Origin of the sequence: Streptomyces sp. NPDC002838, from assembly GCF_040295365.1 — a bacterium.
Classification (GTDB): Bacteria; Actinomycetota; Actinomycetes; order Streptomycetales; family Streptomycetaceae; genus Streptomyces.
Genome location: NZ_JBEOVF010000004.1, coordinates 140,851 through 161,395 on the forward strand (window position 1 = coordinate 140,851; position 20,545 = coordinate 161,395).

Consider the following 20,545-nt stretch of genomic DNA (forward strand, 5'->3'; position numbering starts at 1 on the left):
TCACATCCGGAAGACGCCGAACTGGGGTTCGCCCAGAGGCGCGTTGGCGCAGGCGGTCAGGGCCAGGCCGAGCACCTGCCGGGTCTCCAGCGGGTCGATGACCCCGTCGTCCCACAGGCGGGCGGTGGCGTAATAGGCGTTCCCCTGGCGCTCGTACTGCGCGCGGATCGGCGCCTTGAACGCCTCTTCGTCCTCCGCGGGCCACGCCTCCCCGCGGGCCTCCAGCTGGTCCCGCTTGACGGTCGCGAGGACGGACGCGGCCTGCTCGCCGCCCATGACGGAGATCTTGGCGTTGGGCCACATCCACAGGAAGCGGGGGGAGTAGGCGCGCCCGCACATGGAGTAGTTCCCGGCGCCGTACGACCCGCCGACCACGACGGTCAGCTTGGGCACGCGCGTGCACGCCACCGCCGTGACCATCTTGGCGCCGTGCTTGGCGATGCCGCCGGCCTCGTAGTCCTTGCCGACCATGAAGCCGGAGATGTTCTGCAGGAACACCAGCGGGATCCCGCGCTGGTCGCACAGCTCGATGAAGTGGGCGCCCTTCTGGGCGGACTCGGAGAACAGGATGCCGTTGTTGGCGACGATCCCGACCGGGTGGCCGTGGATCCGGGCGAAGCCGGTGACGAGGGTCTGCCCGAACTCGGCCTTGAACTCGGCGAAACGGGAGCCGTCGACCACGCGCGCGATGATCTCGCGCACGTCGTAGGGGGTGCGGGAGTCGACGGGGACGGCGCCGTAGAGCCCGTACGGGTCCACCTTGGGCTCTGTGGAAGGCGTGACCTCCCAGGGGAGCGGCCCGCGCGCGGGGAGCGTGGCGGCGATGGTCCGCACGATGCGCAGGGCGTGCGCGTCGTCCTCCGCGAGGTGATCGGTGACGCCGGACACGCGCGCGTGCACGTCTCCACCGCCCAGCTCCTCGGCGGTGACGACCTCGCCGGTGGCGGCCTTCACGAGGGGAGGCCCGCCGAGGAAGATGGTCCCCTGGTCGCGGACGATGACGGCCTCGTCGCTCATGGCGGGCACGTACGCCCCGCCGGCCGTGCAGGACCCGAGCACGGCGGCGATCTGCGGGATCCCGGCGCCGGACATCCGGGCCTGGTTGTAGAAGATCCGCCCGAAGTGCTCGCGGTCGGGGAAGACCTCGTCCTGCATGGGCAGGAAGGCGCCGCCGGAGTCGACGAGGTAGACGCAGGGCAGCCGGTTCTCGAGGGCCACTTCCTGGGCGCGCAGGTGCTTCTTCACCGTCATCGGGTAGTACGTCCCACCCTTGACGGTCGCGTCATTGGCGACGACGACGCACTCCCGCCCGCTCACACGCCCGATCCCGGCGATGACCCCGGCGGCCGGGGCCTGCCCGTCGTACATCCCGTCGGCGGCGAGAGGAGCCAGCTCCAGGAACGGCGAGCCGGGGTCGAGGAGGCTGTCGACCCTGTCCCGCGGCAGCAGCTTTCCGCGCGCGGTGTGCCGGGCCCGCGCCTTCTCGCCACCGCCGAGCCGGGCGGCGGTGAGCTTGCCACGCAGCTCCTCGACGAGTGCGAGGTGGGCTTGTTCGTTGGCCCGCCAGGCCTCCGACGCGGGGTCGGCCGCGCTCGTCAGCTCCGGTGCCTGCTCCATCCTGCGGCCCCTCACCTTGTTAATGAGCGTTAACGCGTTCCCTTCAGGTTAACGACCGCTAACCTCCCTGTCTAGAATTGCTCCCATGGCCACCAGAACCGACGCCCCCACCCGCCGCGAGCAGATCCTCAAGGAGGCCGCGCGGCTCTTCGCCGAACGCGGGTTCCACGGCGTCGGAGTGGACGAGATAGGCGCCGCGGTCGGCATCAGCGGCCCCGGCCTCTACCGGCACTTCCCCGGCAAGGACGCGATGCTCGCGGAACTGCTGGTCGGCATCAGCGGCCAGCTGCTGACGGGCGCGAAACGCCGCCTCCAGGAGGCGGACGGGGTGGGCCCGGAGGAGGTCCTCGACTCGCTCATCGAGGGTCACATCGACTTCGCGATCGACGACCGCCCTCTCATCACCCTGCACGACCGCGAGCTGGACCGCCTGCGGGACAGCGACCGCAAGCTGGTGCGGCAGTTGCAGCGGCAGTACGTCGAGCTGTGGGTGGGGGTGGTCCGTGAGGTGTATCCCGGGCTGGCCGAGCCCGCGGCACGGTCGGCGGTGCACTCGGTGTTCGGGCTGCTCAACTCGACGCCGCATCTGGGGCGGGCGGGGGTGCTGCCGGGGCGGGGGGCTACGGCGGAGCTGCTGCATCGGATGGCTCGGGGGGCGTTCGGGGCGGTGGGGGAGCGGGCGTGACGAGCGTTACCCCCGAATCACTCTGGACGCACTTCTCTACTCGCCGGTACCTTGAGTGAGCAAGCGCTTAGACAGGGCGAGGTACGTGGAGGTGGCGGCGGTGCGCCGTACGGTGTTCAACGAGGATCACGAGGCGTTCCGGGAGACCCTCCGGGCCTTCATCGAGGCCGAGGTGGTCCCGGTCTACGACGAGTGGTTCGCCGCCGGCCAGGCGCCGCGCGACTTCTACTACAAGCTCGCCGAGCTCGGCGTCTTCGGCATCCGCGTCGACGAGGAGTACGGCGGCGCCGGCATCGACTCCTACAAGTTCGAGGCCGTGATGTACGAGGAGACCGCCCGCGCGGGCGTCTCCTTCGGTGGCTCCGGCGTGCACGTGCTGCTCGGCCTGCCGTACATCAAGATGCTCGCCACCGACGAGCAGAAGAAGCGGTTCCTGCCGAAGTTCGTCTCCGGCGAGGAGATGTGGGCCCTCGCGATGACCGAGCCGGGCACCGGCTCCGACCTCGCGGGCATGAAGACCACCGCCAAGCTGAGCGACGACGGCACGCACTACGTCCTCAACGGCGCCAAGACCTTCATCACCGGTGGCGTCCACGCCGACCGCGTGATCGTCTGCGCCCGCACCGCCGCGCCCACCGCCGAGGACCGCCGCCACGGCATCTCCCTGTTCGCCGTGGACACCAAGTCCGAGGGCTACTCCATCGGCCGCAAGCTGGACAAGCTCGGCCTGAAGACCTCCGACACCGCCGAGCTCGCCTTCGTCGACGTCGAGGTCCCCGTCGAGGACCTCCTCGGCGAGGAGAACAAGGGCTTCTACTACCTCGGCCACAACCTCGCCTCCGAGCGCTGGGGCATCGCCTTCGGCGCCTACGCGCAGGCCAAGGCCGCCGTCCGGTTCGCCAAGGAGTACGTGCGGGAGCGCACCGTCTTCGGCAAGCCCGTCGCCTCGTTCCAGAACACCAAGTTCGAGCTGGCCGCCTGCCAGGCCGAGGTGGACGCCGCCGAGGCGGTCGCCGACCGCGCGCTCGAAGCCCTCGACGCCGGTGAGCTGACCCCCGCCGAGGCCGCCAGCGCCAAGCTGTTCTGCACCGAGGTCGCCCACCGCGTGATCGACCGCTGCCTCCAGCTGCACGGCGGCTACGGCTTCATGAACGAGTACCCGATCGCCCGCCTGTACGCGGACAACCGCGTCAACCGCATCTACGGCGGCACCAGCGAGATCATGAAGACGATCATCGCGAAGGACATGGGCCTGTAAGGCCGGCGAAATTACCGGCCGGTACAACCGACCCATGAGTCAAGCACTACAGAGTCTCCTCGATCTGCTCGACCTGGAGCAGATCGAGGAGAACATCTTCCGCGGCCGGTCCCGGGCCGCCGTCGTCCCGCGCGTCTTCGGCGGCCAGGTCGCGGCACAGGCGCTCGTCGCCGCGGGACGGACGGTCCCGGCGGACCGGCCCGCCCACTCCCTCCACGCGTACTTCCTGCGCCCCGGCGACCCCGGCGTGCCCATCGTCTACACCGTGGACCGCATCCGCGACGGCCGCTCCTTCACCACCCGCCGGGTGGTCGCGGTCCAGCACGGGCAGCCGATCTTCCATCTCTCCGCGTCCTTCCAGACGTACGAGGACGGCCTGGACCACCAGACCCCGATGCCGCCCGCACCCGACCCGGCCACGCTGCCCACCACCGAGGAGCAGGTGCGCGGCTACGACCACCTCGACCCCGAGGTCGTCGGAAAGTTCATCGAGACGCGCGAGGCGATCGACCTGCGCTACGTCGACGAGCCGCCGTACGGCAGATTCGGCGAGCCGCGCGAGCCGCACTCCCAGGTGTGGTTCCGCACCAACGGCAAACTCGACGGTGCTGTGGACGAACCCCTCCTGCATGTCGTCCTCGCCACGTACGTCTCCGACATGACGCTCCTCGACTCCGTCCTGCTCGCGCACGGCCGCGGCGGCTGGGCCGTCGGCGACGTGGTCGGCGCCTCCCTCGACCACGCGATGTGGTTCCACCGCCCGTTCCGCGCCGACGAATGGCTCCTGTACGACCAGGAGTCCCCGTCGGCGTACGGCGGCCGCGGCCTCGGCCAGGCCCGCATCTACACGCAGGACGGACGGCTCGCGATCTCGGTGATCCAGGAGGGCGTGGTGCGCGTCCCGCGCTGACGGTCCCCCGCGGGGCTCACGGCATACCGTCACATGTTCGTTAGTCTTTGGCCGGATTTCATTGATCAATCTGGCTCTATCATGGAAAGCGCTTCACCCCAGAAGGGTCGCTTTCGGTCTCCCCACGCCATCTGACCCGCGCTGTCGCCGGCTCACCACGTGAGGAGACACCGCTCCATGTCGATCTTCGGAAGGCGCAGCAAGCGTGCTGCCGGGCGGGCCGCTTCCGACGCCGCGCCACAGCCGCCCCCGGCGTTCGCGATCACCATGGACGAGCTGCCGTCGATCGAGCGCGTCACGTTTCACGCCCGGGCGCAGCTGCGCAAGCTGAGCGGCAGCTCCGCATCGACGGTCATCGATGCCAGTGGATCCGCGCTCGTGCCCGTGCTGTACGAGCGCGCCGGCGCCGCACACGCCCTCGGCCACTCCGGCATACCGATGCTCGTCAGCGAGATCGCGCACGTGGAGGCCGCCGTCGTCAACCTGGAGTCGTACGACGGCCACGAGGTGGTGCTGGTCGAGGGATACACCCTGCTGAACCGGCTCGCGTTCCTCAAGGGGCAAGCCCGTGTCACCCAGGAGATCGGCGGAGTCGTCACGCTGCCGGGCGAGGCGGCCGACACTCCGAAAACGACCCGGAGTTGACCTACTCGCCCCCGGCCGCCTCGCCGGACTACGCCAGCCCCGCCTCTGCCAGCAGATACGCCGTCATCGGGTCGTAGTAGCGCGGGCTGAGCACATGGTCGTCGAGGGGGACCGCCACCTGGAGGGTGCCTTCCGACTCGGCGAGGAAGAGGGCCGGGTCGTTGCAGTCGGCGTAGCCGACTGAGTCGATGCCGTGCCGGCCGGCGTAGCCCGCCCAGCCGTGGTCGGCGACGACCAGGTCGGGCAGCGGGCGGCCCTCGCTCTCCAGGGCGGTGAGGATGGCCTTCATCGGCTCGCCGGAGTGGGTGTGCCACAGCGTGGCGCCGTGCTCCAGGACGGCCACGTCCGCGAACTGCATGACGTATCCCTCGTCCGTCTGCAGCCCGTCCGGGATGACCACGATCTCGCAGCCCGCCGTCCGCAGCGCGTCGGCCGTGGCCCGGTGCACGTCCAGCAGGCCGCCCGGGTGGCCGGTCGCGAAGAGGACCCGCTGCTGCCCGTCGGCCGCCTTGCGCAGGCGCCCCGCCATGCGCTCCAGGGCGGTGACGGTCAGTTCGGGATCGATGGTGTCCTGGCCGTACCGGTACTCCGGGTCGTCGTTCACGCCCACCCGCTCCGCCATCACCGCGAGCACGTCCTGCTCGTCGGTCCAGCGGTCGCCGAGCTCCAGGCCGAGCCAGAAGTTGCGGACGCCGTTGGCCAACTGGCGGTAATGGGAGAGGTTGTTCTCACGCGGGGTGGCGACATCACCCGCGATACGGGTCTTCACAAGGTGCTCGACGAGCTCGGCGCGGCTGGGTGTCCCGGGTATCGGCATGCTCACCATTGTGAGGCAGACAACTGTGGGAACACCCCGCGTCCCGCACGCTGGGACGCGCGTCACGTGGCGCGGATCACCTGCTTCGGATGACGTCGTGTCTAGAGCCGCCGCAGCGCGAACCACAGCTCCATCCGTACGTCGGGATCGTCCAGGTCCGCCGCCAGCAGCTCCGTGCACCGGGCGATCCGCTGCCGCACGGTGTTGCGGTGCACGGACAGCGCCACCGCCGTACGGTCCCAACTGCCGTGCAGGGACAGCCAGGTGCGCAGCGTCTCGATGAGCACGGGGGCCAGGGGCGCCAGCAGCGCACGGGCGTGGGCCTCGGCCTGGTCCTCGGGCACCAGGTCGGCGAGGGCCGGGCGGGCGCCCTGCCGGGCCAGCGGCGTACGGATGGCGCGGGCACGGGCCAGCGCGCGGGCCGCCTGCCGGTCGGCGGACGCCCATTCGGGCGGGGCGACGGCGGCGCTGACGCCCAGGGTCCAGCCGGGCTGCGGACCCGGTTCGCGCTCGGCCGGGACGAGGACGCGTACGACGTCCTGCGCCAGGTCGACCAGCGGCGAGCCCAGCGCGGCCCCGAGCGCGGAGGCGGCGACGGCGTCGAGTACCTGGGCGTCCGGCCGGGCGTGCACGACGACCCAGCGGTCTCCTCCACTCCCGGCTTCGCTCGAGCGGGGGGACCCCCATCCGAGAAGGGTGGCCACCTCTTCGGGCGCGGCACCCAGCAGCAGCCGTACCAGCGCCGAGGACCGGGCCGCGCCGGTACCGCTCTGGTGCTCGCCGGTGAGGAGGGAGAGCAGCACGGCGGCCACGGAGGCGATGGTGTGATCGCCGGGATCGCGGCGGGGGGCGGCCACACCGAGCACGAAGCCCTGACCGGCGCCGAGGGCGTAGGCGGCGAGATGGATGCCGTCGACGGTGTCCGTGGCGGTGGCGGAGGAGCGGTCGGTGACCACCCGCGCCAGCCCCGCCAGCGCCCCCCGCACCTCGTCCCCCTGCTCCCTCCCCGCTCTCTCCGTCCTCCCCGCCGACGCGATCTCCGCCCCCTCCGGCCCGTACAGCACCGCCCGGCCGCCCACCCGCTGGGCGAGCTGTCGCAGGACCGCGGGGACCGGGTCGGGGCGGGAGGCCGCGCCGGCCAGGCTCTGCTGGGCCTCCGTGACGCGGCGCAGTTCGGTGTGCCGGGCCTGCGCCATCAGCTGCCAGACCGCGCGGGCCACACCCGAGAACGTGGTCTGCGGCGGCACCTCCAGCAGCGGCAGCCCGTACGCCTCGCAGGCCGCGACCAGCGCCCTCGGCACCGTGTCGTGCACGGGGGCGAGCCCGAAGCCGAGGGCGGCGCCGCCCGCCGCGACGATCCGGGACACGTAGTCGTCGAAGTACGTCCCCGAGCCCGCCGCCTCCGGAATGTGCACACCAGCCGTCAGCAGCAGCTCACCGCCCAGCAGGTACGGGTACGGGTCCGCCATCTCCGAGGTGTGCGCCCAGTGGATGACGAGGCCGGGGTCGGACGGCCCGGCGATCTGGCGCAGCGCCAGGTCCTCGCGGGCCAGGAGCGCCGACAGGGGCACGGGCGGCGTGGGGGGAACGGCGGGGTCCGGCATGGTGGACGTTCCTTCCATCGGGCTCGGTTCGAATGGATGAAACGTACACTTCGCAGTCGCTTTCCGGCCACCTAGTGTCGGACCTCGTCACGCCACCGAGAGTGCGCGAAGGAGGCCCCCATGGCCGTCGACTACACCGTGATCGTCGTCTACCTGGCCGGCATGCTGGCGATGGGCTGGTGGGGCATGCGCCGCGCCAAGTCCAAGAGCGAGTTCCTGGTGGCCGGGCGGCGCCTCGGGCCCACCCTGTACTCCGGGTCCATGGCCGCCATCGTCCTCGGCGGCGCCTCCACCATCGGCGGCGTCGGCCTCGGCTACCAGTACGGCCTCTCCGGCGCCTGGATGGTCTTCACCATCGGCCTCGGCCTGCTCGCCCTGTCCGTCTTCTTCTCCGCCCGCATCGCCCGCCTCAAGGTCTACACCGTCTCCGAGATGCTCGACCTGCGGTACGGCGGCCGGGCCGGCGTGATCTCGGGCGTGGTCATGTGGGCGTACACGCTGATGCTCGCGGTGACGTCGACCATCGCGTACGCCACGATCTTCGACGTCCTGTTCGACATGAACCGCACCGTCGCGATCGTTCTCGGCGGCTCGATCGTCGTCGCCTACTCGACGCTCGGCGGCATGTGGTCGATCACGCTGACGGACATGGTGCAGTTCGTGGTGAAGACGATCGGGGTGCTGCTGCTCCTGCTGCCGATCGCCGTCGTCAAGGCGGGCGGCTTCGGCGAGATGAGGGACGAACTGCCGACGTCGTACTTCGACCCGCTGGGCATCGGCGGCGAGACGATCCTCACGTACGTGCTGATCTACACGTTCGGCATGCTCATCGGCCAGGACATCTGGCAGCGCGTGTTCACCGCGCGCAGCGACACGACCGCCAGGTGGGGCGGCACGGTTGCCGGGACGTACTGTCTCGTGTACGCCCTCGCCGGCGCCGTCATCGGTACGGCGGCCAAGGTCCTCTACCCCAAGCTGCCCAACGCGGACGACGCCTTCGCGACCATCGTCAAGGACGAACTCCCCGCCGGTGTACGAGGGCTGGTGCTGGCCGCCGCCCTGGCCGCCGTGATGTCGACGTCGTCCGGCGCGCTGATCGCCTGCGCCACCGTCGCCAACAACGACATCTGGTCGCGGCTGCGGGGAGCCGTACGGCCCTCCACCGAGCAGCATGACGAGGTCAAGGGCAACCGCGCCTTCATCCTGCTCATGGGCGTGGCGGTGATCTGCACGGCCATCGCGCTGAACAACGTCGTCGAGGCGCTGACCGTCGCCTACAACCTGCTCGTCGGTGGGCTCCTCGTCCCGATCCTCGGCGGGCTGCTGTGGAAGCGCGGCACGGTGCAGGGCGCCCTCGCCTCCGTCGTGGTCGGCGGCCTCGCGGTCATCGGCCTGATGGCGGGCTACGGCATCCTCGCCAACGAGCCCGTCTACTACGGCCTGTTGTCCTCCCTGGCCGCGTACGTCGCAGTCTCCCTGGCGACCAGGCCCACCGACGCGGCCGTCCTCGCCGCCTGGCGCGAGCGTCTCGCCGGGCGGGTATCCGAACCTGTGTCCACTCCGGTTCCGGCTGCCCAGTAGAGTCGTACAACAAGTAGTACATAGCAGTTCATACGCGATGAAGCGTATGAATCTCATGAAAGAAGGCATTACCCCATGAGCGGCAACGAGACTCCCCGCGGCCCCGTCGACTCCTCCCGCATACCGCGGTACGCCGGTCCCGCGACCTTCGCCCGGCTGCCGCGCCTCGACGAGGTCGGCCGCGCCGATGTCGCCGTGGTCGGCGTGCCGTTCGACTCGGGCGTCTCGTACCGGCCGGGCGCCCGCTTCGGCGGCAACGCGATCCGTGAGGCGTCGCGGCTGCTGCGGCCGTACAACCCGGCGCAGGACGCGGCCCCGTTCGCCCTGGCCCAGGTCGCGGACGGTGGCGACATAGCCGTCAACCCGTTCAACATCCACGAGGCCGTGGAGACGATCGAAGCGGCGGCGGACGAGCTGCTGGGGACGGGGGCCCGCCTGATGACGCTGGGCGGCGACCACACGATCGCGCTGCCTCTTCTCAGGTCGGTCGCCAGGCAGCACGGCCCGGTGGCGCTGCTGCACTTCGACGCGCACCTCGACACCTGGGACACGTACTTCGGGGCGGAGTACACGCACGGGACGCCGTTCCGGCGGGCGGTGGAGGAGGGGATCCTCGACACGTCGGCGCTCTCCCACGTCGGCATCCGCGGCCCCCTGTACGGCAAGCAGGACCTGACCGACGACGAGAAGCTGGGCTTCGGCATCGTGACGTCGGCGGATGTGATGCGGCGCGGTGTCGACGAGGTGGCGGACCAGCTGCGGCAGCGCATCGGCGACCGCCCGCTCTACATCTCCATAGACATCGACTGCCTGGACCCGGCGCACGCACCCGGCACGGGCACGCCGGAGGCGGGCGGCATGACGTCGCGGGAGCTGCTGGAGATCCTGCGCGGCCTGGCGTCCTGCGACCTGGTCTCGGCGGACGTCGTCGAGGTGGCGCCCGCGTACGATCACGCGGAGATCACGTCGGTGGCGGCATCGCACACGGCGTACGAACTGACGACGATCATGTCCCGCCGGATCGCCGAAGTGAAGCAGGAGAAGACAGCGCAGTGACCCACGACCACGACCTGGAGCTCCGCCCGACGCCGGCCCAGACCGAGGCCGCGCTGAACCCTCCCCCCGGCCGCAACGGCGGAGACCTGGTAGTGGAGACACTGGCCGGGCTCGGCGCGACGACGGTCTTCGGTCTGCCCGGCCAGCACGCGCTGGGGATGTTCGACGCGTTGCGCCGCTCGGACCTGCGGTACATCGGCCTGCGCGTGGAGAACAACGCGGGCTTCGCGGCGGACGCGTACGGCAGGATCACGGGCGAGGCGGCGCCGCTGCTGCTGTCGACGGGCCCGGGCGCGCTGACGTCGCTGGCGGCGCTCCAGGAGGCGGCATCGGCATCGGCTCCCGTCCTGGCGATCAGCAGCCAGATCCCGACGGCGGGTCTGGGCGGCGGCCGCCACGGCTACCTGCACGAACTCCCCGACCAGTCGGCCTCGTTCCGGGGCGTGGTGAAGTCGGTCCACACGGTCCGAAGCCAGTCCCAGATCCCGTCGGCGATCGCTCAGGCGTGGAAGTCGGCGCTGTCCGCTCCGCACGGCCCGGTGTGGGTGGAGATTCCGCAGGACGTACTGCTGGCCGAGACGGCGATCCCGGTGGTGACGGGGGGCGACGCGTTTCCGGAGGAACTGCCCCCGCGCCCCGAACTCACGGCGGTGGCAGCCGACTTGCTGTCCCGCGCCGCCCGCCCGGCGATCATCGCGGGCGGCGGAGTCGTACGGGCGGATGCCTCGGGCAAGCTCCGGAAACTCGCCGAACGCCTGAGCGCCCCCGTCGTCACGACGTACGGCGGGAAGGGCGCGTTCCCCTGGACCCATCCCCTCTCCCTCCAGTCCTGGCTGGAGGACCGCCACACGACGGACTTCCTGGAGGACGCGGACGTACTCCTGGTCGTCGGCTCGGGCCTCGGCGAACTGTCCTCCAACTACCACACGTTCAAACCGCGCGGCCGAGTCATCCAGATCGAGGCGGACCTCGGCAAGCTGGAATCCAACCACCCGGCGCTGGGCATCCACGCGGACGCCCGCCTGGCGTTGCAGGCGCTGCTGGAGACGGTGACGGAGCGGACGGACGCGACGGCTCCGGAGCGCGTACGGGAGCTGCTGTCCCGCGTTCGCGAGCGCATCGCGTCCCAGGAACTCACCCTGGAGCAGGAGGTGCTGGCGTCGGTCCGCCGCGCGCTTCCGGCGGATGCCCCCTCCCTCTGGGACATGACGATCCTGTCGTACTGGGCGTGGGCGGCCTTCGACGCGGGGGGCCCCAACCACATGCACTCCGCGCAGGGCGCTGGCGGCCTCGGCTACGCCTTCCCGGCGGCCCTGGGCGCGGCCGCCGCCGACCCCACCCGCCCGGTCCTGGCGGTCTCCGGCGACGGCGGCGCCCTGTACTCCATCGCCGAACTGGCCACGGCCCGCCAGCACGCCCTGAACGTCACCTGGCTGATCGTCGACGACGGCGGCTACGGCATCCTGCGCGAGTACATGACGGACGCGTTCGGGGAGACGATGGCGACGGCCACGGAACTGACCCGGCCGGACTATGTGGCGCTGGCGGAGTCGTTCGGGGTGCCGGGAGTTCGTACGACGCCGGAGACCCTGTCGGACGACTTGGCGAAGGCATTGGCGTCGCCCGGCCCCGCGGTGGTCGTCCTCCCTGCGCTGTTGCGGATGTTCGCGTCGACGCACTTGGGGTGAGGGACCGGGGCGGCAGCCCTTGCACCGGCCCGTCACGCGTTCGATGCGGGACCGGTCCCGAAGCGTTTGTCAGTTGTCGCGAAAAGCTGATCTGGGCCTCACCGGACCGCGATAGGTTGCCCGCCATGACCGAGCTCGGACCCGTCGCCTGGCCCCTGCCCCGATCAGGACAGAGCGGCTCGTGCTCCGTGAGTCCGAGGCCCGGGACCGTGCGGCGTTCATCGAGCTGTTCGCCTCGCCAGAGGTGGGCACCTACATCGGTGGCCCTCGACCGAGTGATGAGCTCGAGCGCGCGGTGCCTGAGGTGCCCGGGCAGCGCCCAGGCCTTTTCGTGGTCGATCTCGACGGAGCGATGATCGGCATGATCACACTCGATCGGCGCGAGGCAGAGCGTCCGGGTCACGTCCGTCCGGATGCCGGGGAGGCCGAGCTCGGCTACATGTTCCTGCCGGAGGCGTGGGGATGCGGGTACGCCGCCGAGGCGTGCGCAGCGGCACTCGCCTGGTTCACCGGCGCGCTTCCCGGCGAGCCGGTGGTGCTCTGCACCCAGACCGCCAACGACCGCGCGATGCGCCTCGCGGCGAAGCTGGGGTTCACCGAGGTGGAGCGGTTCGAGGAATACGGCGCCGAGCAGTGGTTCGGCGTGTGGGGCGCTGACCCCCGCCTGTGATTGGCAGATCTGTTCCACCGGCACGTCCACGTGACCTGGGGTTCTTCTTCGCGGGGGTGGAACAGACCTGCCAATTCAGAGAACGTCCTGCGGAGTGCGTCAGTCGCCGGACTGCTGCTCATGCCGGTGGGTCCCACGGGCAAGCTCTTGCAGGATGTCGTGCTCGGTCTTCCCGGTCATCCGGGCCATCGTCCGCAGCAGCTGGGCGCACAGGGCCGCGGTGCCATCCATGAGGGCCTCGGTCGCCTTGGGGTCCTCGCGTCGCCGTTCGGCGACGTACGCCGACAGCAGGTCGTCTCCGGACACGTAGGCGGTCATGAACTCGATGCCGGCGCGGATCCGGTCGTAGTCGCTACTCATGGGCCGAACGATCGCATAGAGGACCGCCAGGGTTGAAGCGTGCTCGGGCGCGAGCCCGTCCGCTTCCGTGAGGAGATCCGCTGGCATGGATGCTCGCACCGACGCATCTCGGCTGAGGCGGAGGTGGAATCCTTGGTCCGGCCACGCAGGGGTGAGCCGCCGACACCGCAGCCAGAGAGGCACCTACATGCAGAGCGCAGCAGACTTCATCGCAGACACCTACGCGCTCGGTACCGGACCGTGGACGATGACACCGGTCACCCGTGGCGCGCTGGGGCAGATCTGGAAGTTATCGGCGAACGGCTCCTCATGGGCGGTGAAGGAGTTGCTCTTCGGCTGTGACGAGCGGCAGGTCGACCGGGAAGCGGCACTGCGGAACGCCACGGAGAAGCTGGGCATTTCCTCGCCGCGGCTCATCCCGAATCGCACCGGCGCGTACGTTTCGCAGCTCGCCCCCTCGCTCGGCGGGTCCTGTGTGAAGCTCTACGACTGGGTCGACGGAACCGGGGCGGACGCTTCCGATCCGGAGATACTGAGCTGGTGCGGCCGGACGCTGGCCATGCTCCACCAGGCCGGAGAGGGCGCCGACGAGACACCGAATGCCTGGTACGAACAGTGTCCTCAGCATGCCGACTGGGAAAAGCTGTACAAGGAGATCCGCCGGGCCGACATGCCGTGGTCGGACGCGCTGGGCCGGTTCATCGACACCTCAGCGGCGGAACTGGCGCTCCATGTCACTCCGTCCGGTACCGGTGATCTGGTGAGGTCACACCTCGACATGCAGCCCCAGAACGTTCTGGTCGGGCCGGCCGGGCCGGTTCTCCTCGACTGGGACAACGCCGGATCCATCTCGGCGGAACGCGAACTCGCACGGGCCGTGTACGTATGGGCGGGCGGGAACCGCTTCCATGCCGATTCCGCACGGCGGTTGATGCGAGCGTATCGGGATGCCGGAGGCCCGGCAGTCATCAAGGGCCTGGACTCGTTCTCGATGCTTTTCGCGACGGCCCTGAACTTTGTCCACGTACAGGCCGAGTGCGCGGTCGATCCGACCGTGACCGCCGCCCAGCGCGAGTTCGCGAGCAAACAGGTTGTCGCCTCTCTGCGGACCCTGCCGGATCTGACCGCGGTCTCCCGATTGGCGGAAGTCGCAGGGATCCGGCCGGGACCCTTCCGTCCTGCTCCTACCAGATCGCCTCGACCCACTCCGGGTGGTCGATGAACGGGTTGCGGTTCTTCTGGTAGGTGTCGTAAATGAGCTGGTTGCGGCGCTCCTCGAAGGCGTCCGGCGGGTCCTCGTCGTTCCACTGCTTCAGGACCGAGAGGCGGCCGTGGAGGGGGACGCTGCCGTTGGTGACGGCGTCGTTGGGCTCGAGGTCGGGCCAGCTGTCGCCGCCCTCGTAGCGGACCGCCATGTAGAGGATCATGCGGGCCACGTCCCCCTTGACGGCGTCGCGGGGCTCGAAGGAGTTGGAGTCGGTGAGGCTGCCGCCGGAGTTGGTGAAGCTGCTGCCGCCGTTGTCGAAGTCCTTGTTGCCGCGGATGCTGTTGACCTGCACGTCCTCGGGGCGCAGGTGGTGCAGGTCCGTGCCGGGGCCGGCCGAGGTGCCGAAGTCGCCGTGGGACTGGGCCCACACGTGCTCGCGGTTCCAGTTGCCGGTGTTGCCGCCGTTCAGGGACTTGCTGCGGGAGATGCCGGAGTAGAGCAGCTTGACGTTGTTGCCGTTGTTCGGGTCCTGGTCGGTCGCCTTCAGCGCTTCCCAGACGGCCGAGTACGAGAGCTTCGTCTGGGGGGTGATGATCGTGTGCAGGGCCGACTTCAGGCTGGTGCCCGTCTTGCCGATCGCGTTCTTGTAGTACGTCGAGTCGTACGCGGTCGTCGTGGCCGCGGCCGAGGACGCGGTCAGGGCCGGAGCGGCCAGGCCGACCAGTACGGCGGCGGTGGTCAGCGCCACGGGCTTCCAGCGGCGTATGCGTGTCGCCAGCATGTGGGGTGTCCCATCTACGCGGGTTGAATGGAGGCGGCACACGGGAGAGTGACATGGACATGTGGCCCTGTCCATGGACGTCACATGTCGATTGGATGACTGGAACGGGCAAATCGCCCCTTGTCTACGCGAGTTGACATGCCGAAACGGCCCCCGGCGGGAAGGCCGGGGGCCGTTGTGCGTGGAATCGGTTCGGCGTCAGCCGACGTCCGACGCGTCCAGGCGGTAGATCGTCGACTGGTTGCTCTGCGAGGAGGAGGACGAGTCGGAGCTGGCGTCGGCGCCGTACTCGCTCTCCTTCACCGCCGTCCCGTTCCTCCGCACCCACTCCGTGACCTCTGAGCTGACGTCGGACCCGCCGCCGGGTCCGCCGCCCATGCCGCTCCCGCCGATCTGGATGTAGTGCAAGTCGCCCTTCTTCACCAGCTCCTTGAGCTTGGACAGGGTCATCGCCTTGTCGCTGCCGGACCAGCCCCACATGGAGATGACGGGCTCGCCGCTGCTGACGATGAGCTGCGCGGCGCTCTGCGAACTCGACACTGCCAGCAGCCACTTGGCGCCGTCCTGGTGCTTCTTGAGGTACGAGACGAGCTCGCTGCTCGCGGCGCCGCTCATGCCGCCGCCGAAGCCGCCACCGTTGCCGCCGCCCACGCCGCTGGGCCGCCCACCGGTGCCACTTGGGCCGCCGGGCAACTCGCCGTTGCCGCCGCCGGGCACCATCTGACCGCCGCCCGGCGTCTCGCCGTTCTGCCCCTGCTGCTGCCCCCGAGGGAAGCCGCCCGCCTGACCGGCCTGCGCACCCCCCGGCATCTCACCGCCGCCGAAGCCGCCCCGGCCGCCACCCCCACCGCCTGGGCCCCCGAAGCCGCTCCCCGTAGAAGGCCCGGCCGTCGGATTCGTACCACCCATGCCGCCCATACCGCCCCCGCCACCCGAACCGGACGGCACCGACCAGGCGTACGCCGCCGGCCCCGCGACCGCCGCGACGATCGCCGCCGCCACCGAAGCCGCCAGCAGCCGCGCCCGATTGCCGGAACGGAAGACGAACAGCCCCACGATCGCCAGCGCCATGACCACCGCGATCGTCGGCCACAGCCAGGTGTTCCAGCCGGAGGCGCGGCGCAGGAGTACGACGGCCCAGAGACCGGTCACGGCCAGCCCCGCAGGCAGTACCCAAGCCCACCGCCCGTCCGTCCGGAACGCGCGCAGCAGCATCACGCCACCCCCACCGCACAGCGCCGCGATACCGGGCGCGAGCGCGGTCGTGTAGTACGGGTGCATCGTGCCCTCGGCCAGGGCGAAGGTCAGGTAGTGCAGGACCGTCCAGCCGCCCCACAGCACCAGAGCGGCGCGTGTCACATCCGTACGCGGCGCTCGGCCGCGCAGCACCAGCCCGCCGACGCACGCGATCGCCGCGAAGGGGATCAGCCAGGAGATCTGGCCGCCGAGGATGTCGTTGAAGAGCCGGCCCAGGCCCGCCGTGCCGGAGAAGCCGCCGCCCCCGCCCCCGCCCCCGCCGTTGCCCTCGCCGCCGAAGATCCGGCCCAGGCCGTTGTAGCCCATGATCAGGTTCCAGGCGGTGCCGTCCGTCGAGCCGCCGATGTACGGCCGCTCGGAGGCGGGCACGAGGGAGACCGCCGCCGCCCACCAGAAGCTGGAGACCGCGAGCGCGACGGCCGCGATCAGCAGGTTCACGATCCGCCTCGCGAGCTTGGGCTTGGCCGCGTACAGGTAGACCGCGAAGACGGCCGGCAGCGCGATGTACCCCTGCAGCATCTTCGTGTTGAACGCCAGCCCGAAGCACACCGCGGAGCCGACCAGCGGCAGCAACCTGCCGTTGTGGACCGCCCGCAGGGCCAGCGCCGCACCGCCGGCCATCAGCAGGACCAGCAGCGTGTCGGGGTTGTTGTCGCGGTTGATGGCGACCGTGATCGGGGTCAGCGTGAGGACCAGCGCGGCGACGGCCGCCGCCGCGTGCCCGAACACCCGCTTCACGGACGCGTGCAGGATCCAGATCGTGCCGAGCGCGGCCACGATCATCGGCGCCATCATCTGCCAGGTGCCGTACCCGAGGATCCGGCACGACAGGCCCATGACCATCAGCGCGAGCGGCGGCTTGTCGACGGTGAGGAAGTTGCCCGCGTCGAGCGAGCCGAAGAACCAAGCCTTCCAGCTCTGCGTGCCGCTCAGCACCGCCGCGCTGTAGAAGCTGTTGAGGCTGGAGGAGGACAGGTTCCAGGAGTAGAGCACCGCCGCCAGGATCAGGATCGCGATCAGCGCGGGGAGGGACCAGCGGGGTGCCTTGTCCGGGGGCACCCCAGGTGGGGCCGCCGACGGCAGGTCCGGGGTCGGGGGCACGGTCGTCTGCGGGTGGGGATCGGTGGCTGATGTCACCCGGGCATTGTGTGCGGTGGGGGTGGGTGCGGGCTGTGCCGGGCCTGGCGCTTTCCTGTGGATTCTCAAAGGAGTCCGCAAAGGAGGTGCTCAGGCGGGGAAGTCGCCGTCCTTGATGGCTGTGACGAAGGCCGACCAGTCGGCGGCGGGGAAGAGCAGTGCGGGGCCCTGCGGGGCCTTGGAGTCGCGGACGGGGACGCCGGAGGGGTGGTTGTCGAGGACTTCGAGGCAACTGCCGCCGTCGGTGTTGCTGTGAGACGACTTCCGCCAGCCGGTCAGCACGGCAGCGTTCGGGATGGTTCGGTCAGTCATGGTGCCCGTACTCCTTCGCAGCGGCCCTGAGCAGGGCCAGTGACTCCTTCAGCGGCAGTGCGTCGCTCAGCGCGAGTTCGTAGCGAGTCTGCAACTCGCGGACCACGGACGGAGAGTCGTGCAGCCTCCCCATCCGCTCGCCCTCACCGTATGCCAGAGGCGGCTGGTCCTCGAACCACATCAGCGTGAGCATGCTCGACATGAGCGGGTGAAGACCCACGTCAAACGGCATCAGATGCACGCGGATCCGTCCGGTCTCGGCGATGCGAACAATGTGCATGATCTGCTCCGCCATGACGTCCGCGCCGCCCACGGGTCGCCGCAGCACCGCTTCGTCCAGCAGCACCCACACCACGGGCGTCACCGGATCTTCGAGGATCTTCGCGCGCTCAAGGCGTGTGACAACGCGCCTGTCACGCTCCTCTTCGCTCACCGGAGGGAACGCCGCGCCCAGGACCGCACGTGCGTACCTTTTCGTCTGGAGGATGCCCGGGAAGTAGGCCGAGGCGTACTCGCGGATCATCACCGCCTGTTGTTCGAGTACGCGCACCGCCTCGAAGTAGTCGGCCGTCGCCACGTCGTCCTGCGGCAGAAAGCTACTCAGCACATTCCCCGTACCCAGCACCCTGTCCAGCCGCCGCGCGTCCTCCTTCGAAGGCACCCGCCGCCCCGCCTCGATATGCGCGATGTGCGAACGCGTCATGATCGCCCGATCGGCCAGCTGTTGCTGTGTCAGTCCCGCCGTCTCACGCTTCTGCCTGAGCCAGTCACCGTACGTGTTGGTCATGGCCAACTCCCTGTGACAAATGCCTGGTCACACCCGACCCTCTGGCGAGCCTAGCCCGACCCGTCTCACTCTGTGAGTGGATCGCTACAGAACGCGAGACCCCCGCGACCGTCCGACCGGTCCGGGGGCGTGGCCATCAACGAACGCGATGGAGCTGACGACATGAGTCACCGTATCGCCCGCCTTCTCGAGCCGCTGCGGCGATTCCTGCGCCGCCCCACTCGCCCCCCGCAGGCGACACGTCCGGTCGCCGTACCCGGGATCGGTATCGGGTCGTGCGGCCTGCCCGCAGCGGTTGTGAAGGTCACCGGGTGATGGGCGGCGTGAACGGTGCCAATGACGTGGGCGGCGCACGACTGCTGCCCTGGGCAGGGTCAGGAGGTAAGCCCTGCTATCTCGTGACCGACGGGACCGGCTACCTCTCCCGCGTCGCCGACAACATCGAGAGCGTGCAGCTCGGGATGGCCGGCGAACTCCTCGACCATGCGGCCGACATGCTCGCCGACCACAAGGCCACCTCCGCACAACTCCGCTTCCTGGCGGCCCGTATGAGCGAGGCGCTGCGCGACGTTCACCGCATCGCGGAGAGCCGGGGCGCGCGACTTGCCGCACTCGCCCACGACAGCTCTGAAGGGGCATAGCGCGCTGCCGAGCCGGGGGGTATCCGCACAGCGCCGTACGCACCCATCGGCGCGTGGGGTCGGCGGGACATTGGCCGATGGCGTTCATCTACCCATGGCAACCCTTGAGGCCCGTAGGGACGCTGTGCCGACGCCACATCACTCTTTCTCGTTACGCTTTCCGCTTCGGAATTGATCCCTGACGGCACGGAAACCATCTCGGACATTGATGTACTCCAGGAATCCGGCTACTGCCCTCCCTGTAACTTTCAGGGCCCGAGAGAGAAGTCCTGTGCCGTCGTCCATGGTGCCTCGTCGCCAATCTGGTGAACCGCCCTGGATCGAACGGAGGATCGATTCTAGCGGTGCATCGCCGACTTCGAGGGCCGCTGTCCGGTCTCAGATGATCTGGACTGTGGGCAGAGCCGCGACCCGCGGCGACCAGATCGCTTGAGACGCCTGGTCGCCGAAAATCTCAGTGGGTCCGGTCCCGGGCGCTTGGATGCCGGTTGCTGTCTCACTGGATATGGTCCGACCCCGCGTGGCGAACTGACACGTCTCGGTAGGATCTCTTGATCATGGACGTGATCACGGGAAACGAGATGGTCGCCATCCCGCCGGGGCAGGTAACTCTGTCGGACCGGCGGACGCAGCGCAGTTGGTCGGTCGAGCTTGCGCCCTACCAGCTCGCGGCATTCCCGGTCACCCAGGGGTTGTATGCACAAATCACCGGCCAGCGGCCGAGCACCGCCCACGGGGACCAGTTGCCCGTCGAGTGCGTTTCCTGGTGGGACGCGGCACGGTTCTGCAATGCCCTGTCCCTGCGCGACGGGTTCACGCCCGCCTACCACCTCCCTGCCGACAGCGAAGGCATCCAGTGGGACGCATCCGCCGAGGGGTACCGGCTGCCGACCGAAGCCGAGTGGGAGCACGCCTGCCGCGCCGGTACCACCGGGCCGCAGTACGCGCCGCTCGACGAGATCGCCTGGTACCGCGGCAACTCGCATGAGCGCATCCACGCCGTGGGCGGCAAACGCCCCAACCCGTGGGGTCTTTACGACATGCTTGGCAACGTCTGGGACTGGTGCTGGGACGTCTACGACGCCGAGGTCTACGGCACCTACCGGGTGCTCCGCGGCGGTGGCTGGTTCGATGAGCACTGGAGTTGCCGGGCCTCTGCGCGGCGCCGCAGCCACCCGACATTCCAGGTCGACGACGTAGGGTTCCGCATCGCGCGCTCCAACGTGTGAGGACCGGTTTCTGCGCGTCGTCGAACGTGACGTCCGCCGCCTTCGCCTGGACTGCCGGACTCCGGGCAACTGCACGAGACCACCACCCCGGGGCACGACGCGATCCGCGCGGGGGCCCGGACGCTCACTCGGTGATTGGCAGATCTGTTCCACCGGCACGGCCACCTCACGTGGGGGTTTCCTTCGGGGGGTGGAACAGATCTGCCAATCACCCCGATCCCTGGGACTATTGGGGCGGGATGTCAGGCAGCGCAACGGGACGGAGCAGCCCACCGGCGAGGTCTGCCGCGGCACGCGAAGTCC

Annotated in this window: 18 protein-coding genes and 1 pseudogene; 11 read left to right on the plus strand and 8 right to left on the minus strand. The window is 69.9% G+C overall.

The window, feature by feature from the left end; all coding sequences use genetic code 11:
* On the minus strand, positions 1 to 1,617 hold the full coding sequence (locus ABT063_RS07680) for a carboxyl transferase domain-containing protein (protein WP_351056276.1): 1,617 nt from the start codon (positions 1,615 to 1,617) through the stop codon (positions 1 to 3).
* 85 nt (positions 1,618 to 1,702) lie between these two features.
* On the opposite strand from ABT063_RS07680, the gene ABT063_RS07685 reads away from it, so the two are divergent.
* From ABT063_RS07685 to ABT063_RS07700, 4 genes are all read left to right on the plus strand, one after another.
* Positions 1,703 to 2,302 carry an SACE_7040 family transcriptional regulator gene (locus ABT063_RS07685; RefSeq protein WP_351056277.1) on the plus strand — a complete coding sequence of 200 codons (600 nt, stop codon included), beginning with the start codon at positions 1,703 to 1,705 and terminating at the stop codon, positions 2,300 to 2,302.
* Between the two features lie 100 nt (positions 2,303 to 2,402).
* Positions 2,403 to 3,560 carry an acyl-CoA dehydrogenase family protein gene (locus tag ABT063_RS07690; RefSeq protein ID WP_351056461.1) on the plus strand — a complete coding sequence of 386 codons (1,158 nt, stop codon included), beginning with the start codon at positions 2,403 to 2,405 and terminating at the stop codon, positions 3,558 to 3,560.
* Positions 3,561 to 3,594: 34 nt separating this feature from the next.
* A complete protein-coding gene (locus tag ABT063_RS07695) occupies positions 3,595 to 4,470 on the plus strand; it encodes an acyl-CoA thioesterase (RefSeq protein ID WP_351056278.1) in 876 nt (291 codons plus the stop codon).
* A 177-nt stretch (positions 4,471 to 4,647) separates the two neighbouring features.
* Entirely contained in the window at positions 4,648 to 5,115 is a 468-nt protein-coding gene (locus ABT063_RS07700; protein WP_351056279.1) for a hypothetical protein, read from the plus strand.
* A gap of 28 nt (positions 5,116 to 5,143) precedes the next feature.
* Here ABT063_RS07700 and ABT063_RS07705 read toward each other — a convergent pair whose 3' ends face one another.
* Positions 5,144 to 5,932: a phosphatase gene (locus tag ABT063_RS07705; protein ID WP_351056281.1), complete on the minus strand. Its 789-nt coding sequence runs from the start codon at positions 5,930 to 5,932 to the stop codon at positions 5,144 to 5,146.
* Between the two features lie 101 nt (positions 5,933 to 6,033).
* Complete coding sequence (locus ABT063_RS07710) at positions 6,034 to 7,536, minus strand: PucR family transcriptional regulator (protein WP_351056282.1); 1,503 nt, start codon at positions 7,534 to 7,536, stop codon at positions 6,034 to 6,036.
* Between the two features lie 120 nt (positions 7,537 to 7,656).
* Between ABT063_RS07710 and ABT063_RS07715 the strand changes: the two genes are divergently transcribed.
* The 4 genes and pseudogenes from ABT063_RS07715 to ABT063_RS07730 all read left to right on the plus strand — a co-directional run bounded on the left by ABT063_RS07715 (position 7,657) and on the right by ABT063_RS07730 (position 12,531).
* Positions 7,657 to 9,117, plus strand: a complete 1,461-nt coding sequence (locus ABT063_RS07715) for a sodium:solute symporter family protein (RefSeq protein ID WP_351056283.1) — start codon at positions 7,657 to 7,659, stop codon at positions 9,115 to 9,117.
* A gap of 75 nt (positions 9,118 to 9,192) precedes the next feature.
* Positions 9,193 to 10,173, plus strand: coding sequence for an agmatinase (gene speB, locus ABT063_RS07720; RefSeq protein WP_351056284.1), 981 nt, complete (start codon positions 9,193 to 9,195; stop codon positions 10,171 to 10,173).
* Positions 10,170 to 11,861, plus strand: coding sequence for a thiamine pyrophosphate-binding protein (locus ABT063_RS07725; protein WP_351056286.1), 1,692 nt, complete (start codon positions 10,170 to 10,172; stop codon positions 11,859 to 11,861). The genes speB and ABT063_RS07725 overlap by 4 nt, the downstream gene beginning before the upstream one ends.
* A 125-nt stretch (positions 11,862 to 11,986) precedes the next feature.
* Positions 11,987 to 12,531 (plus strand): annotated as a pseudogene (locus ABT063_RS07730) (GNAT family N-acetyltransferase).
* Between the two features lie 99 nt (positions 12,532 to 12,630).
* On the opposite strand, the gene ABT063_RS07735 reads toward ABT063_RS07730, so the two are convergent.
* A complete protein-coding gene (locus ABT063_RS07735) occupies positions 12,631 to 12,891 on the minus strand; it encodes a hypothetical protein (RefSeq protein ID WP_351056287.1) in 261 nt (86 codons plus the stop codon).
* A gap of 187 nt (positions 12,892 to 13,078) precedes the next feature.
* Here ABT063_RS07735 and ABT063_RS07740 point away from each other — a divergent pair, with 187 nt between their 5' ends.
* Complete coding sequence (locus ABT063_RS07740) at positions 13,079 to 14,113, plus strand: phosphotransferase enzyme family protein (RefSeq protein ID WP_351056288.1); 1,035 nt, start codon at positions 13,079 to 13,081, stop codon at positions 14,111 to 14,113.
* On the opposite strand, the gene ABT063_RS07745 is transcribed toward ABT063_RS07740, so the two are convergent.
* The 4 genes from ABT063_RS07745 to ABT063_RS07760 form a co-directional block, all read right to left on the minus strand.
* Positions 14,076 to 14,879, minus strand: coding sequence for an endonuclease I family protein (locus tag ABT063_RS07745; protein WP_351056289.1), 804 nt, complete (start codon positions 14,877 to 14,879; stop codon positions 14,076 to 14,078). The two genes, ABT063_RS07740 and ABT063_RS07745, sit on opposite strands and share 38 nt — an antisense overlap.
* Before the next feature lie 198 nt (positions 14,880 to 15,077).
* Positions 15,078 to 17,273, minus strand: coding sequence for a mannosyltransferase YkcB-related protein (locus ABT063_RS07750; RefSeq protein WP_351056290.1), 2,196 nt, complete (start codon positions 17,271 to 17,273; stop codon positions 15,078 to 15,080).
* Between the two features lie 90 nt (positions 17,274 to 17,363).
* Positions 17,364 to 17,585: a DUF397 domain-containing protein gene (locus ABT063_RS07755; protein ID WP_351056291.1), complete on the minus strand. Its 222-nt coding sequence runs from the start codon at positions 17,583 to 17,585 to the stop codon at positions 17,364 to 17,366.
* Positions 17,578 to 18,372: a helix-turn-helix domain-containing protein gene (locus ABT063_RS07760; RefSeq protein ID WP_351056292.1), complete on the minus strand. Its 795-nt coding sequence runs from the start codon at positions 18,370 to 18,372 to the stop codon at positions 17,578 to 17,580. The genes ABT063_RS07755 and ABT063_RS07760 overlap by 8 nt, the downstream gene beginning before the upstream one ends.
* Positions 18,373 to 18,686: 314 nt before the next feature.
* Between ABT063_RS07760 and ABT063_RS07765 the strand changes: the two genes are divergently transcribed.
* Both ABT063_RS07765 and ABT063_RS07770 read left to right on the plus strand, forming a co-directional pair.
* A complete protein-coding gene (locus ABT063_RS07765; protein WP_351056293.1) occupies positions 18,687 to 19,013 on the plus strand; it encodes a hypothetical protein in 327 nt (108 codons plus the stop codon).
* A 557-nt stretch (positions 19,014 to 19,570) separates the two neighbouring features.
* On the plus strand, positions 19,571 to 20,242 hold the full coding sequence (locus ABT063_RS07770) for a formylglycine-generating enzyme family protein (RefSeq protein WP_351056294.1): 672 nt from the start codon (positions 19,571 to 19,573) through the stop codon (positions 20,240 to 20,242).
* Positions 20,243 to 20,545 lie beyond the last annotated feature (303 nt).

Excerpts from the sequence above, each read along its gene's own strand:
- ABT063_RS07685 (WP_351056277.1), top strand. The coding sequence starts at position 1,703 with ATGGCCACCAGAACCGACGCCCCCACCCGCCGCGAGCAGATCCTCAAG.
- ABT063_RS07745 (WP_351056289.1), bottom strand. The coding sequence starts at position 14,879 with ATGCTGGCGACACGCATACGCCGCTGGAAGCCCGTGGCGCTGACCACC.
- ABT063_RS07710 (WP_351056282.1), bottom strand. The coding sequence starts at position 7,536 with ATGCCGGACCCCGCCGTTCCCCCCACGCCGCCCGTGCCCCTGTCGGCG.
- ABT063_RS07765 (WP_351056293.1), top strand. The coding sequence starts at position 18,687 with ATGGGCGGCGTGAACGGTGCCAATGACGTGGGCGGCGCACGACTGCTG.
- ABT063_RS07680 (WP_351056276.1), bottom strand. The coding sequence starts at position 1,617 with ATGGAGCAGGCACCGGAGCTGACGAGCGCGGCCGACCCCGCGTCGGAG.
- ABT063_RS07755 (WP_351056291.1), bottom strand. The coding sequence starts at position 17,585 with ATGACTGACCGAACCATCCCGAACGCTGCCGTGCTGACCGGCTGGCGG.
- ABT063_RS07760 (WP_351056292.1), bottom strand. The coding sequence starts at position 18,372 with ATGACCAACACGTACGGTGACTGGCTCAGGCAGAAGCGTGAGACGGCG.
- speB (WP_351056284.1), top strand. The coding sequence starts at position 9,193 with ATGAGCGGCAACGAGACTCCCCGCGGCCCCGTCGACTCCTCCCGCATA.
- ABT063_RS07770 (WP_351056294.1), top strand. The coding sequence starts at position 19,571 with ATGGACGTGATCACGGGAAACGAGATGGTCGCCATCCCGCCGGGGCAG.
- ABT063_RS07700 (WP_351056279.1), top strand. The coding sequence starts at position 4,648 with ATGTCGATCTTCGGAAGGCGCAGCAAGCGTGCTGCCGGGCGGGCCGCT.
- ABT063_RS07695 (WP_351056278.1), top strand. The coding sequence starts at position 3,595 with ATGAGTCAAGCACTACAGAGTCTCCTCGATCTGCTCGACCTGGAGCAG.
- ABT063_RS07705 (WP_351056281.1), bottom strand. The coding sequence starts at position 5,932 with ATGCCGATACCCGGGACACCCAGCCGCGCCGAGCTCGTCGAGCACCTT.
- ABT063_RS07735 (WP_351056287.1), bottom strand. The coding sequence starts at position 12,891 with ATGAGTAGCGACTACGACCGGATCCGCGCCGGCATCGAGTTCATGACC.
- ABT063_RS07740 (WP_351056288.1), top strand. The coding sequence starts at position 13,079 with ATGCAGAGCGCAGCAGACTTCATCGCAGACACCTACGCGCTCGGTACC.
- ABT063_RS07715 (WP_351056283.1), top strand. The coding sequence starts at position 7,657 with ATGGCCGTCGACTACACCGTGATCGTCGTCTACCTGGCCGGCATGCTG.